Source organism: Haladaptatus litoreus, from assembly GCF_900156425.1.
Taxonomy (GTDB): Archaea; Halobacteriota; Halobacteria; order Halobacteriales; family Haladaptataceae; genus Haladaptatus; species Haladaptatus litoreus.
This window is the reverse complement of record NZ_FTNO01000006.1, coordinates 88405-102688: the sequence shown is the minus strand read 5'-3', so window position 1 is coordinate 102688 and position 14284 is coordinate 88405. Positions and strand designations below refer to the sequence as shown.

The following is a 14284-nucleotide window of genomic DNA, read 5'->3' as shown; positions in this document are numbered from 1 at the left end:
ATGTGCGTAAGGTATTTATCCCTCGTCGGGAACCAGCAACCAAGGCATACGAGCCTGAATCGCCAGCGGGCGTATCCTTATCGACCCAAACGCGGCCAGAACGTACCGTACTCTAAGAGCACCAGCCACCGCCAACTCCACACTTGGTTCCCACCTATGAAACACACACCACGGAACCCCAGCAAGCGACGACGACTCCAGCCCGTCCACAACCCCAGCAAACACACGACCCTCCCCACACCCGACGAGCAACCATTCCACTGGAGGCGAGCGTAATGGCCCACAATCGTGAGCCACCGCGCACTCCTACCACAGACGACCACAGCGAGTGGTCACCAGACGACGAAATCACGGCAGCCGAAATCGAAGAAACATTCGACCAGTGCCCCCACTGTGGCACGTACATCGTTCAATGCGATGGGTCACACTCCTGCATTCCAGCCGACTACCAGCCCCATGCAGACGAGCCGGAACGCCGCCGTCGCATTGAGGCCAGCCCCTTCCCCGACGATGAGACAGTGCTCATCCTCAATCAGCCGACGAGCAGGGCCTACGCCTACCACGAACCCAACAACGAGAACAAACCACTCTGTTGGCCCCACACTGACGGCACATTTGACACCCTCTCACGAGCAGAGGCACACGACCAGCTTCAATCGCCCTGCCAGCGCTGTGAACGCATTCGCCAAAAACGGGAGGCAAACCAATGACCGACCGAGACACCGTTCTCGGACTGGCGTGTACGGATCCAATCCAGATCCGCACCAAGCATCGCACGCTCACGGGTGTCGTCTATCAGTGTGACCACCATGAACCCGAACTCACCTGCCGTGGCCCCGAACCCGGCGAGCACGTGCTGTACGTCGCAACACCCACTCACGACCTTTATCGCCTGCAGTACACCTACTACGAGGATATCGAGCACACCGAAGCCACACTCGAACACTACGACCTCTCACCGAGTGGGCGATACACCTGGCTTCGGACGGGTGCGCGTGTCGGGGCCATTACCAACCCAAGGGGAGGTGAGCAGGCGTGAGTTCCCCCGAACATTCGATCGTGCCAAAGCCACTGAATCCACGCGATCCGGAAATACTTACCCGACGCCTCTCACCAGGAGACAGCGTTCGTATCACGACGACCGACTTGCCGCGGACGATTCTGACGGTGAGAAAGACGAATCCACCGACGAGCCACGCACCGCAACTCGTCCTGACGGCACCGCCAATCACCACGACTGCACAGGACGAACTGCAACAAGCCACCTTCCACTGCACTGCCAGCCACGCCGATTCTGCCATGACTGTCATCGAGTACATCCACACCGCCAGAGACACCTCCATTCGCTGTATCGGTACGCTCACCACCATCGCCCATCTTCCACGGCTCTCAACGCCAGTAGACGACAGAACGGCCAAAGCAGAGGTGTCTACCAATGAGTAACACCACGATTTCCACTGACTTCGCTGCTAAAACCGCTGTGAAACCATCGAAATTCGAAGACCCGAGTACAGGAGGTGATCGATAGATGTCGGTAACAACCGATTCTGTCACCCAGCCACACCAACCGAGTCCGAAAAACGTCCAAAAGACCTTCTGGACGGACAGCCAGGGTGACGCACAACTCGATGCACTCGCCGCACTCAACGACTGTTCGCAGGGCGCACTCCTTCGGTCACTCGTTGACCAGGCCTTTACCGAGCAATTCGACGATCTCGAGCCAGCACATATCGAACACAATCAGGTTTCTGTCGAGGATCTCCAAGCACTCGCAAATGGCGAACTCACCGTTGAGGAACTCGATCTGACTACCAACACATCCGAGCCAGTCACGGAGTACGAACCGGATTCGTACTATCTCACAGTCACTCCCGACGACCTTGCTGAACCCGGTTCCGAACTCGACTGGGAAACCCTGCGGGATGCCGTGAAAAATCCCGAGGAGGGTGGCTATTGGAACGACGAGTTAGAAATCCACGAGAGCCGCGTTGACGAGACGACGCTGAAAGCCAGTTACCGTCCTGCGGCCCGCATTCTCACGGGGGTTGCTCGTTCGAACGCCTACAAGAACGGCATCGTGCCGCAGGCGACCATCGACGACCTCGTTGATGAGTACTGTCTGCATCTCACCAATCGGGTGATGGACGACGAGCAGGAACGCGGGAAAGCACATATCCGTGAGACGTACACGACGCTCATCACCGACCACTTGTACGAAAACCCGTCACCAGTCGCCAACTCATACTTCTGTACGAGGACACAGCGCACGAAGCGATTGCAGGCGGAAGTGAATACCGCTCACCGGCTCGCCCAGCAGGCCGACACCATCACCGACTTCGAGACGTGGAAACTGGACGAAGAAGAACGGAAACGGGAACGGGAACAAACGCGTGACACGAGTGAGAGCGACGCAGGCGGCGAGGTGACGCGTGACCAGTGGTTCTATGATCTCCACCACTGGGTGACCGAGATTCTGCAAGCGAAATATATCGGTCGCACGTATGCCATGGAACTTCGGCGGGATGCGTACGACATTCCCACTCCAGACACAGACGATACGGCCGATTGGAACGCCGACAACGTTGGAAAGAGCGCGCCGGGTGCCAATGATGACGACACACCGGCAACGGCGTTCGACGCACTCCATGAGCATCTCCGTACTGCGCGGACGGCCTTCGGGACTCTCCCAACAGAGGTAAAGGCCGAGGTTCTCGAAGACATCGACGATGCGTTGCTCGCCGCTGCGCGTTTCGACTAACGAGTACTCCAGCGATGATCGCCTGCGGTCGCAGCGATAGCTATCTCATGCTAATTGTCGAGTCACTTCTCACGTCCGTACATCTGTCTCTAGTGGCGGGTACAAACACAGATTCTTGTATTCTCAGACCAATGAGTCGGATAGATGGAAATCCCCGACGAACTCTGCTGTCTCTTTAGCAGCGAAATCGAAGCAGAGAATGGATCATACACGCTTACAGTGCCGACCCGAGAGATTGTGGACGGTGACCTCCAACCGGATGCCACATACCGCGTGGCGATACTGAAACACCCGTCGCCAGCGGATAGCACGGAACGAGAACCAACACAAGAGACAGTATCGACACCCACGCGTGACGAGCAGAATTCAGATCGCCAGTCGAGCCCAACAACAACCCCAGTCGAGGAAGGCGACCGCCGAACAGTCGAAATCGAAGACATCGGCGAGCAAGGCGATGGCATTGCTCGTATCGACCGTGGCTACGTGATTATCGTGCCCGATACAGAACAACGTGACCGGGTCACCGTCGAGATCAACAACGTCACACCCAGTGTCGCCTTCGCGGAGGTCGTCGAACGAAAAGCCTACTACGAATAGACTTCCGATTTGTTCTCGAAGCGGTTCTACGCTCGTGCGACCACGGTTTCGTGGCGGTCAGTGCGAATGAACAGCCCGTTCGCACTCGAACGGAGGAAAGAATAAGAGACTAGCCATCGCTGTGTACCGACCAATCCTCGACTGTGCTCGATCCACCTACCGGCAACTCGATAGAAGTGATATCACTCAGCGAATCGTGGTCCAGCCGTGAAACCCGATTCCTCAGAAAATCGGACTCCGATGCCGCCAGCCACCCCTCGAACAGAGTGATATCACAATTGTCGGTCTTCTTCTCGTCCACACGATTCCAGCAACTCCGTCCGGTCGATGAAACAGAAGACGGTTCTCACGGTGGATAGCAACACGAAGACACGCAAACCACGAACGGACACGAAGCACCGACAAATCACGGCGTTCCGGACGACCATGAGTCGTCCTCACTACAACCGCTGTCCTACGGACTTCTAGAGTACATAGGCACTTAGTATTTTCTCTAACTGTAAGCGAGTTAATTTTGTTTAGTTGCTAGTTTCCGTAGTGTTTCTTCCGTGTTGTTGAAGAATAACCGTCTCTCTTCGTCGGTTTCGTCCCTACACCCAGACGAATGTGGGAGAAACTCGAACGACGAGAACACGACTGTTTGTGATATCACTCTTATTTGGGGCGTACACCCAACCACACATCACAGTGATCGCCCTTCGATCGTATTCTGTCGAACTCCTCTCACCACCCGATGCAAATATTTGTGAGTTCTAAAATCAATGACTGGGTTCGATCCCACCCCCAACCAAGACGCCACCGACAACATCCGACAGCGGTGGCGTGAAAACACCGATACATTCGGACGTGTCTACGATACAATCCTTGGAACCATGGTGAGGGTCCTCTGAATTTCGGTGTCGCAGCCGAGTCCGCATAATTCAGTGAAGGACAAACTCTCGTTCGAATACTCCCGACGAGAACAGCCCATGTTTAAACTGAAACAAACACAGCCACAAGAACGACAGGTGAGTGACCCGACACGCCGCTATTGAAACGCCACATCTGTTCGATTAAGGAGACGGCGTTCGAAATAATGAGTGTTGTTTCATTAGACATCGGATTGAAGCAGTAGCTATGGACGAAACGGGGGGAGTATCTTACAAACACGTCTTGGTGCCGACGGATGGGAGCAAAGCGGCAAAGCGCGCAACCGAACAGGCAGTAGAACTCGTAAAAGAGAGCAATGGAACAGTACACGCACTCTACGTGATGGACATGGGGGACGCAAGTTTTGTTGCAATCCCGAGCGACATCAAGGAGACACGGCAGCGACTAGAGAAAAAGGGGCGTGCATTTGTAAACGAAATAGAAGAACAAGCCGAAGAAAGCGGAGTCAACTGCGTTGCCGTCGTAAAATCAGGAATCCCGGAAAACGAGATCGTCGAGTATGTCCATGAAAATGATGTCGATCTCGTAGTAATGGGAAGACGAGGACGGTCAGACCCTGACAAGCCGCTCATTGGTTCGACGACGAAACGTGTTCTTGGCCAAACTGACATCCCAGTTCGTGTGGTTTGATATTCAAGATAACTTCAGCTTGTAATTAACCTTGGCTAAGCGTACGTTATCAAGGAGAACGTTGATAACGACTCACTAAACCACGTGGCAAAAGCATCGGATATAGGCTGCCAGTAGAGAACAAGTAGATACGGTGATCCAATTAGCAGGGGATCTTCATCGAAATCTCCGTGAATTTGGGTGGTTACAACATGAATGTATTTGGTTGGCATAGCGTAGAGACCTAAGCACCTCCATGACAGTCCTGTATCTCAAGATGAGTCGCATCGGTAACCCGTCCTCTGCATCGTGATCACTAGACCAGACGAGATTTCGGTCTCTTCTTGAACCCACTCCATCGTCCACTCTTGACCAATCGTTGCAAGTACCAACGTCGCCTCGAGCCGAGCAAAATCAGGATTAATACATGACCGTCGAATCCGATCAGTATGAACAATATCTCCAAAATAAGAGAGACTGTGGTGAGATTCAGTAGTGAACACAACTAGTGAACATCATTGGCATCAGTCGTCGGTGACGGCGAAGGTGATGTGTCCTGATGTGAGCTACAAACCGTCGCGAACGCTGTCCGTGGACGGCGCAATGGGCGTCGACGGACATCACATTGAGATCACGTTCGTCCAACCCGTCCTCGCAGGGTGGATGCGACCCCGCGAAGCCAACGCGGGAGGGGACGAAGGGCGCTAATTATACCGTCGTAATCACGGGAGACAAGATGGGTAAGTACGAGAATGCACTCCGCCTCAATGGCAATAAACTCCCATCCTATTCACTTTCAGCGGACATCGTTTGTTCCTTAGAGGTCTTACCGCGATTCAAGCCGCATCGGCAATCCCTCTTCCGTTTGCATGGTGATTTCCGGCCCGAACGAAATCGGAGTCTCGTCGTTCGCCCACTCCAACGTCCATTGTTGGCCAATCGTCGCTAACAAGCGTCGCTTCGAGTCGGGCAAAATCACGACCGAGACACGACCGTCGACCACCGCCGAAGGGGATGAACGCATACTCCGGAAGTTCTTTTTCGAACACCGGTGTCCACCGATCAGGACGGAACGACTCTGGGTCATCGTAGAAGCGTTCATCCCGATGTACGGCCAGCATCGGGAGATGAACTTCCGTATCCGGAGGAATCTGATAACCATCGACTTCAACGGCCTGTGTCGTCTGTCGAGGAAGTGTATGCACTGGTGGATACAGTCGGAGTGTTTCGGTGACAATATGAGATATGATCCCCAAATCGACTTTTCGGCTTCTGTATTGCTGTGTTTCGACACTATTCACTTCGAGTGGTTTATTGGCTAGCCGAAGATATTCCGTGGCGTGTCGCTTGTCGAGCGCGCTCGTGGACTCATCGAACTCACCCGTCCAGGAAATGCTGTCACATCCGGTGTGTTGACGTTCATTGGCGCATTCGTTGCTGACGGCGGTAGTATTCTTTCTGACGGCGGTACTGTTGGCGCAGCGGTCGCAACAACCATTCTGGCAACGGGTGGAGGAATGGCAATCAACGATTATTTCGACCGGGATATTGACCGGATCAACAACCCCGAGCGACCGATTCCACGCGGGGCTGTCGCTCCTCAGACGGTACTCGTCTTTAGCTTCGTGCTCTTCGCGATTGCTGGTGTACTCGCGTTTATGCTTCCGTTGCTGGCAGCGGCCATTGCGGTCGTGAATCTAATTGCCCTCGTGACGTACACGGAGTTTTTCAAGGGACTCCCCGGAGTTGGTAATGTCCTTGTCTCTTATCTTGGCGGGAGTACATTCCTCTTTGGTGCTGCCGCAGTTGGTCAGTTGAGTACACCAATCGTTGTATTGTTTCTCTTGGCAGCCCTTTCGACGTTTGCCCGAGAGGTCATCAAGGATATTGAAGATCTTGTAGGCGACCGCGAAGAAGGCCTGAATACACTTCCCATCGCAATTGGAGAGCGATCAGCACTTGCGATGGCAACAGCAGTGTTACTCGTCGCGATAGTCGCAAGTCCTGTCCCGTATGTACTCGGTACGTTTGGAGTCGCGTATCTCGTTATCGTAGCACCCGCGATTCTTGTGACGCTTTACGCTGGATATCTGAGTTATACCGATCCAGCGGAGAGCCAATCCCTTTTGAAGTACGGGATGTATATTTCAGTGGCGGCATTTGTTGTCGGACGTGTTACGCTGTTACTGTGAACGAAGGTGTTGATATTATATTATCTGATTGCATTGGAAATACCATAGAATATTCTATGATTTCTAGACTTTGTGGAGAAAATAGCAACTATCTAAATGAGGTGGGCTGAACCTAGTCTCAGAATCAAAAACCGTGACTGCAAAACGACGAGCGAAAAACCCAATTACTGATGAAGAATTCGTTGTACAAAGTGTGATTAACGAGACGGTTGATTCAGCACGTCTTGCCACCCTACGCACCCTCGACGCCATTTCAAATCCGGTCACACAATCTGAGATCATCCGCAATGCGGACATTACTCGGCAGGCGGCCTCAAATCATCTCGCAGTTCTTCAGAATCATGGATTCATCCGTAGCCAGAAGGCAAGGATCAAGCTAACGGCTGGCGGCATAGCACTACTGGATGTACTCGAATCTTGTCTTCAAATATTATCGATTAAGGAATTAGCGTTCCTGACCAGATCCGACCATCCGGTCGCCATTCTGCGAGAATTCAAAGGAGAACCCTATCGAATTGCTGAACTACACGCAGCGATGGGTGGTACACCATCACAATCAACGATTAGACGGATTCTTGGTGACCTCCAAAACTATGGATGGATTGAAGAGAGCAATAGAGAGAAGCAAATCACCGCGCTTGGACGCCAAGTATTAGAGGCATACAATGAACTCTCGCTTTCTGTTCAACAGCTCATCGAAAAAGCACCGTGGCTTCAGCGTCTTCCGTTAGAAGATGCTACATTCCCCATACAGGAACTCTCTGATGCCAAATTAGTCGTTTCAGATCCTGCTCGCCCCGCTTCCGTGCTTTCAGCAGCACTCACACTTTATGACTGGGATACAAGCCAATTTCGCGGACTATGTTCAATTTACAACCCGGTTCTGTTTCATACATATCGGGCCGCGTACCGGCTCTTCGATTACAGTATTGACTCTGAAATGATATTCGACTGGCCAACCTTCGCGAAAATCACGAAGGCAACAGAAACACGGTATATACTCGATTCGTTGGATTTCAGTGACTACGAAGTGTATGCACTCGATTACCCACATACGCTTGGTATCGGAATCTACGACAATCGTCGAGTCGCAGTCGGAGCGTACAATGAGTCCGGAGATGGAAATCATATCGCGATGATCGTTAGTTCGAATGACAAACTAGTCGAGTGGGGAATCGATTTGTATGAATCTTATCGTGCAGATGCTACTCCCGCCACGGAAACAGACATCGGGAGACTATAGCTGACGTGAGACGCCAAATAGTATGCACCTGATGTTGACACATCAACTATTATATGATTCCTCGTTTTCCAGTGTTCCACACACTTTTACGGTGTAAACGGCGGTGCAAATAATACACCCCACTGAGTAGCGATAGTCACGCCAGAGGTCGATGCCAATACCTGCCACCGGAGTTGCTCAACACGTGACAACACATAGACTCCGTGTCGAATTGCGTGGCTCTCGGGTGAGAAGTCACCGGTGTGCAAACCGCGCGAACATCAGTGGACTCTAAGCACTCGTTCGCAGACACACCGGCCGCCTCTGGCAATAGCATTGCAATCATGCACCAGAGCAATCAGAACTTCGAGAGAGACTGTTGTAAAGCTTCCCTGCCAAAACACAACCGTCGCTGCATTCAGAGAGAAGATGGAACTCCGAATTGGACGACTTCAGCACACGACGGAACGGCATCGTGGGTAGAAGAATCAATCCCACCACAGCACCCACAAACGACACCGGGACAATCCGAGAGCTTCCCGTACCGAGATCCTGACCAGCTCCGTTCGGTGTACGACCGAATCAGAACGATTGCTGGGACGGCGTCTCACTTCGGGATCTCGGAATCGACTGCTCGCACGTGGCTGATTCAGTATGACATCTACGATCCAGCGACCGATGGACTACCAGCACTGGCTGAATACCTCGAAAAATTAGCTCCCGAAGATCTCGGTCTCACACCACTGGGTGAACGACGATGACGGGGACACAGTGGGAGACTCAGTGCGTCGGTAACGAGTCTCCTATTGCTATCGAGAATCTCGCCAAGCACGTTCAGTCGCTGACCGACCGCATCGACGATCTCGAACACGAAGTCGCCGAAAAAGACCAGCGAATTGAGGAGCTTGAAGCGCAGACAACCATCGAATGGCGTGGAGAAGAAAAGAAAGCGGAGAATCTCTGGGTTGGACCATACCCACTCGGCAAAGCCGTCGAACGACACGGCGAACGACTGGACGACCACGACCAACGCATCGACGATCTTGAACGCGGTGAAGTCGACGTGAGCGACGTCCTCGATCTTGATGGCACAGGAAACCAACTGCAGATTCAACGCGATACAGCCGCTCGGAAGACCGGCAGTCACGACCTCTCGAAGAACAAGGAGCGTGCAACCTTCGTCTGGGCAGCCTTCCACGAGCGCGCACGACGAGGTCACGGTAAGATGCGAATGCCATCGTGGCTCGTTAAACAGATCCTCGACGAACACGATCTGGACACTAACCCAAACACGGTGCGCCGTGTCATGGAGTTCGTCGCACGAGGAACGAGTCAGAGTGAGACGCCTGATCCAGAGGACAACAGCAATCTTGTCACACTGAAACACCGCAACGAAAAAAACGTCCTCGTAGCTGACGAGGATGAGTGGGAGACGTTCTTTGTAGCACAGATGGAGCACATCAGTACAGGAGACAAGAACACGGATGCCAACAACCAGAGAAGCGACGATGGCAGTAACGATCAGGAAAACCCAGACGTAGTGGCGGAAGACGTTGACGAAGAGTTCGATGTTCTCTCGTCAGCGTCAGTAATCACGTCCGACGAAGACGAGAGCATCACGGAGGAGATTACGGTGTCGTAATCACCACCGAGCCACCGACCGTAATCGACGACCTTCGAGAGATGAGGAGGGGGTGCAACTTGCACCCCCTCTGAGGGCGGAATGAACGGGTGACTACTGGAGGGTGTAATTGCTTCTTCTTCTCTTCGTGGGTTGAAGAGAAGGAAAGAAGCAGTTTAGCTGATTACACTGGGCGGCTGAAGGAGATTACGACAGTGTAATCTGTTCGCTATCGCCGGTCAAGAATAGGATTTCGAAGGGCGACAACCTCCCGTCATGATCGTGTCGACGTTGTCCTCGTCAATATCGTTCGTTGCTACCAACAGTAGCAATTTTTTCTGACCGACGATTGCTATGGAGTTCACCAACGGCACATGATTTCACAAGAGTATGCGCCGATAGAGACGAGGTCGTTTACTCTCCAGACAACTACACACGAATGAACAGCCAAATTATCCCTGAGCCTCAACGACCAGCATAATGTCTCGGGACGGTAAGCCAAACGACGGGATGCTTAGGGAAGAGCTAGGCGAGTTCGGATTCTCGAACAAAGAGATCGATGTCTATCTCACTCTCTTAGAGCAAGGAGAAGCAACCACGGGTGCCATTTCAGAAGACGCTGACGTCACACAGCAAGCGGTATACACCATCACCGACCGGCTGGAAGACCGTGGCTTAGTCCATGTTAACGATCACGCGTCACCGAAGACAATTCGTGCCATACCGCCGGAGGAATCGATGGCAACCCTCGCAAGTCGAATAGATTCGATAACACCAGTTCTCAAAGATCGGTTTAACGACACAGAACCTCGGACTCCGGAGCTGAAGATGGTGAAGTCTCAAAAGACTGCAATCAAACGATTGCGAGACGCCATCTCGAAAGCACAAAGAGAAGTTATCGTTGCAATTCCTAAACAAATATACCCAGAAATTGAGTCAGAACTACAGGCTGCAGTCGGGCGAGATCTTCTTGTTTTCCTCCTGGTCCAAGACGTAGATGACCTTGAAGAAGCGCGAAAGCGGTATAGGGGTGCCGCAGATGTTGTTCGGTGTTGGAGCGAGAATGTCCTATTCCTGTTTGCCACAGATACCCAGTCAAGAAAGCATCAAACAACACAGTCGGTTTTGATAGGTGATGCCCAATTATTGTCTGGAACTCACGATCGTGGCGACGGTGTCGCAGTCTCGGAACGACACTTAGCAGGCTCTGTTCGCGGAATGTTCTTTGGCGTCTATTGGCTAGCAGGGGAGGAAGTCTTCGTCACTGAACCAGATTCGCTCCCGAAAACGTTCGAGTGGTTTTGGCAGGCAGTCCTTCACGCACGGCTTCATCAAAAGTCAGGGATGGATCTCTGGGCAGACATCAAAACGACCAACGGGAAGACGATCTCCGGGACAGTGAGCCAAATCCGCCAGGCACTCGTTGAACCACCGACCAACGAACATACGTTGGAGACAAGTCTCTACATTGAGACCGATGCAGGCGAAGTCAGTGTTGGGGGACAAAATACGATTTTGGAAGATTACGAAGCGACGTCGGTCACTTTTCGACTGAATTGATTAGTTGATTTGTTCACGGGACAAAGTACTTTTCACGTCCATTCAAATCCTTGACGCAGACACATCGATAGTATCTCGTGACATATTTTGATTAATCATCTACATGAGAGTTAGAGATGAGGTCAATAATTTTTTATTTTATTAGTAGTAGAAGATTGCTAAATTTGTTAGATAGCAATCGTAAGCATCGTTATCTCTATAATCAAAATTCTCGCCAGAAACTTATTCAAGTGGTAGATTAAAGATTTGATCGCAATGGTAGACGAGAACGACTCGCTGAAAACGAACCGACGAAGTTTCATGAAAACAGCCGCTGGCCTTGGTGTTGCCAGTCTGGGTCTCTCATCGATGAATGGCTCAGCGGCTGCCGTTGAAACAGACAGTACCGACCAATGGACACGCGCAGAAGCAGAGCAGATCAAACTGACTGATGATACCACTGCACCGGTAATCAGCGACAATCCCAACTCGATTTCTGATGATTATTGGATTTGGGACACGTGGCCACTTCGGACGCGCGATGGTTCGATTGTGAAGATTAACGGGTGGCAAATCGTCTTCTCACTCACAGCACCCAACGACCTCGTCCCAGGTGCCCGCCACAATGCAGCGACCATTCGGTACTTCTACTCGCGGAACGGTAAGAATTGGCAAGAAGGTGGTAAGGCATTCGACGCTCCACTCGGCCATCATCAATGGGCCGGCTCTGCGATGTATGATCAGACCGAAGAGCAGATTTATCACTTCTACACGGCTGTCAGTCCCGAGCCGGAGTTCCGACAGCGGCCCGCACTGGGCATCGGTGCTTCGATTGAAACGAGTCCAAAGGGCGTCGAACTGACCGGCGACCAAGAACATCTCATCATGGGAACGCCTGACGGTGAGATGTACCAGACACTGGAACAATCAAAGGATCAAGGTATCGTCTATGCGTTCCGTGATCCGTGGTATTTCAAGCATCCTGAAACGGGTGAAGACCTTGCCGTGTTCGAGGCGAACACGCCAACTGGGAGTAAGGATCCAAGCGACCCAAAAAGCTTCAACGGAAACATCGGCGTCATGCGGGCAACAAATGATGAGTTGACCGAGTGGGAACTATTGCCGCCAGTGATGGAAGCGATCGGAACCAACCAACAGCTCGAGCGCCCTCACTTTGTATTCAACGACGGCAAGTGGTATCTGTTCACTATTAGTCACAAGTTCACTTTCGCGCCTGGTCTGAGCGGTCCTGACGCTCTGTACGGGTTCGTGGGCGATTCACTGTATGGTGACTACAAACCGCTCAACGAGAGTGGACTAGTTATTGCAAATCCCGAAGAAGCACCATTTCAAGCGTATTCGTGGCTTGCGATGCCCCAAGGGGACAACATCTTGGTCGAAAGCTTCGAGAACTTCCGTGGGCTCGACAATACGTCCCGCGGTTCGATCAGCCTCGACGAAGTGGGTTATCTTCCATCAGAAGAGCAAAAGGAACTCTTTGGCGGAACGCTTGCTCCCAGTCTGAAAGTCCAACTTAACGGTACAGAGACAAAGATTGTCGCCGAGCTCAACGACGGTCACTTCTTGCCATCAGTCGGTCGATCGGGCTGAGGTTTCACTAAAATATCAGCCTACAGAATTCCGGGAGTTCTCAGTCACAAGGACTCTCGAATCTTGGCTTTGATTGCGTCGTGATCCCCGATAAGTGGTACAAGCGTGTTCGGAGATAGCCTCGTTCGTGGTAGACCACCACTTCTGGAGCTTCCAGTGCGCTCAAAAACGTCTCGATCAGCGGCCTCGCCAAGCACGTCCAGTCACCCACTGACCGTGTTGACGACCTCGAAGCAGAAGTTGCTGAGAAAGACAAGCGAAAGCCCACAGAAAAGCACTTGCCCGCAAAACGCAGTCCGCTGGCGAATGCATCGATGAGTTGCAAGCTCGCGAGTTCGAGAAAGGCACAAACTTGCTCACTGGCGACGTTGAAGAAGACCGCATCACTGTCGAGGGAACCACGCCGGACGCATCTACGTTACCAAACTCCAGCGTGACACCTATGAGTACGGGGGTGCAAAGACAGAGACAGCCTTCGACAGTTTGCACGCGAACATCCATGATACGCTCGAAGGATTCGACGAGTTTTCGATGAAGGCGAGAGCGATCGTAATCGAGAGCCTTGATGACACGCTACTCATCGTTATCGCAAACGAATAACGATCGTAACCGTAGATATTGGGTCGCATGCGTGGATAGCGGCAAGCGTCCGTCTAGCCACACCGTCAGTAGGCCTCAATTGAATTATCTCCAATATTCATGCACACATTTATGCTAGTGCACCGGCGAAACAAGTCATGGAGATCCCCGATGAGTTGCTCTGCTTGTTCAGCGAATGCATCGAGGAACAAAAAGAGACCTATACCATCATGGTCCCAAAAGAGGAGCTAACAGATGGTGTTATCCAAGAAAATGGCACGTACCGGGTGGCTCTGATCAAACCCGCATCAAATGCAACAGACAGTGTAGAGTCGACCCAACCCCACGACGATTCTGGGCCGCCTGTCGAGGAAGGAGAGCGCCGAAATGTTGAAATCGAAGGGATTGGGGACCAAGGCGATGGGATCGCCAAGGTTGAACGGGGCTATATTGTTATTGTTCCCGATACGGAACAACACGAACGTGTGGGTATCGAAATTACGGACGTGACACCGACTGTCGCTTTTGCCGAAGTCGTCGATCGGGAATTAGAGAACGAATAGTTGATGACCTGTCGATCTTAGAATTGATATAATATAAATAGAAATTATAGCTCGGTGTACGAG

At 52.1% G+C, this 14284-nt stretch carries 14 protein-coding genes; 13 read left to right on the top strand and 1 reads right to left on the bottom strand.

From position 1 onward, the window contains the following. Positions 1-275 precede the first annotated feature (275 nt). From BW974_RS20435 to BW974_RS24960, 7 genes are all read left to right on the top strand, one after another. Positions 276-710 (top strand): hypothetical protein, encoded by a 435-nt coding sequence (locus BW974_RS20435; protein ID WP_084186415.1) that lies wholly within the window; start codon positions 276-278, stop codon positions 708-710. Next, complete coding sequence (locus BW974_RS20430) at positions 707-1039, top strand: hypothetical protein (RefSeq protein ID WP_076432470.1); 333 nt, start codon at positions 707-709, stop codon at positions 1037-1039. Before BW974_RS20435 ends, BW974_RS20430 begins: the two co-directional genes overlap by 4 nt. Next, entirely contained in the window at positions 1036-1443 is a 408-nt protein-coding gene (locus BW974_RS20425) for a hypothetical protein (protein WP_076432468.1), read from the top strand. Before BW974_RS20430 ends, BW974_RS20425 begins: the two co-directional genes overlap by 4 nt. Before the next feature lie 85 nt (positions 1444-1528). Beyond that, positions 1529-2758 (top strand): hypothetical protein, encoded by a 1230-nt coding sequence (locus tag BW974_RS20420; RefSeq protein WP_076432466.1) that lies wholly within the window; start codon positions 1529-1531, stop codon positions 2756-2758. 144 nt (positions 2759-2902) lie between these two features. After that, positions 2903-3355 carry a TRAM domain-containing protein gene (locus BW974_RS20415; RefSeq protein WP_076432464.1) on the top strand — a complete coding sequence of 151 codons (453 nt, stop codon included), beginning with the start codon at positions 2903-2905 and terminating at the stop codon, positions 3353-3355. Between the two features lie 1116 nt (positions 3356-4471). Next, a complete protein-coding gene (locus BW974_RS20405; protein WP_076432460.1) occupies positions 4472-4915 on the top strand; it encodes a universal stress protein in 444 nt (147 codons plus the stop codon). Positions 4916-5389: 474 nt separating this feature from the next. Further along, the gene (locus BW974_RS24960; RefSeq protein ID WP_139328957.1) at positions 5390-5602 is read left to right on the top strand and encodes a hypothetical protein; all 213 of its coding nucleotides are present in this window, start codon (positions 5390-5392) and stop codon (positions 5600-5602) included. 128 nt (positions 5603-5730) lie between these two features. On the opposite strand, the gene BW974_RS26690 is transcribed toward BW974_RS24960, so the two are convergent. Further along, entirely contained in the window at positions 5731-6099 is a 369-nt protein-coding gene (locus BW974_RS26690; RefSeq protein WP_245800224.1) for a cytochrome P450, read from the bottom strand. Between the two features lie 135 nt (positions 6100-6234). Here BW974_RS26690 and BW974_RS20395 point away from each other — a divergent pair, with 135 nt between their 5' ends. From BW974_RS20395 to BW974_RS20365, 6 genes are all read left to right on the top strand, one after another. Next, the gene (locus tag BW974_RS20395; protein WP_076432456.1) at positions 6235-7086 is read left to right on the top strand and encodes a geranylgeranylglycerol-phosphate geranylgeranyltransferase; all 852 of its coding nucleotides are present in this window, start codon (positions 6235-6237) and stop codon (positions 7084-7086) included. A gap of 133 nt (positions 7087-7219) precedes the next feature. Then, entirely contained in the window at positions 7220-8329 is a 1110-nt protein-coding gene (locus BW974_RS26685) for a transcriptional regulator FilR1 domain-containing protein (protein WP_245800223.1), read from the top strand. Between the two features lie 736 nt (positions 8330-9065). Beyond that, entirely contained in the window at positions 9066-9950 is an 885-nt protein-coding gene (locus BW974_RS20380) for a hypothetical protein (protein ID WP_076432452.1), read from the top strand. 459 nt (positions 9951-10409) lie between these two features. Further along, on the top strand, positions 10410-11489 hold the full coding sequence (locus tag BW974_RS20375; RefSeq protein ID WP_076432450.1) for a TrmB family transcriptional regulator: 1080 nt from the start codon (positions 10410-10412) through the stop codon (positions 11487-11489). 300 nt (positions 11490-11789) lie between these two features. Further along, a complete protein-coding gene (locus tag BW974_RS20370) occupies positions 11790-13079 on the top strand; it encodes a glycoside hydrolase family 68 protein (RefSeq protein WP_084186414.1) in 1290 nt (429 codons plus the stop codon). Between the two features lie 737 nt (positions 13080-13816). Then, positions 13817-14221 carry a TRAM domain-containing protein gene (locus BW974_RS20365; RefSeq protein ID WP_076432446.1) on the top strand — a complete coding sequence of 135 codons (405 nt, stop codon included), beginning with the start codon at positions 13817-13819 and terminating at the stop codon, positions 14219-14221. The last annotated feature ends 63 nt before the right edge of the window (positions 14222-14284 follow it).

What these genes read in the sequence shown, in the direction of transcription:
- BW974_RS20435 (WP_084186415.1), top strand. Translation starts at nt 276, where the DNA reads ATGGCCCACAATCGTGAGCCACCGCGCACTCCTACCACAGACGACCAC.
- BW974_RS20430 (WP_076432470.1), top strand. Translation starts at nt 707, where the DNA reads ATGACCGACCGAGACACCGTTCTCGGACTGGCGTGTACGGATCCAATC.
- BW974_RS20420 (WP_076432466.1), top strand. Translation starts at nt 1,529, where the DNA reads ATGTCGGTAACAACCGATTCTGTCACCCAGCCACACCAACCGAGTCCG.
- BW974_RS20415 (WP_076432464.1), top strand. Translation starts at nt 2,903, where the DNA reads ATGGAAATCCCCGACGAACTCTGCTGTCTCTTTAGCAGCGAAATCGAA.
- BW974_RS20405 (WP_076432460.1), top strand. Translation starts at nt 4,472, where the DNA reads ATGGACGAAACGGGGGGAGTATCTTACAAACACGTCTTGGTGCCGACG.
- BW974_RS20380 (WP_076432452.1), top strand. Translation starts at nt 9,066, where the DNA reads ATGACGGGGACACAGTGGGAGACTCAGTGCGTCGGTAACGAGTCTCCT.
- BW974_RS20375 (WP_076432450.1), top strand. Translation starts at nt 10,410, where the DNA reads ATGTCTCGGGACGGTAAGCCAAACGACGGGATGCTTAGGGAAGAGCTA.
- BW974_RS20370 (WP_084186414.1), top strand. Translation starts at nt 11,790, where the DNA reads ATGAAAACAGCCGCTGGCCTTGGTGTTGCCAGTCTGGGTCTCTCATCG.
- BW974_RS20365 (WP_076432446.1), top strand. Translation starts at nt 13,817, where the DNA reads ATGGAGATCCCCGATGAGTTGCTCTGCTTGTTCAGCGAATGCATCGAG.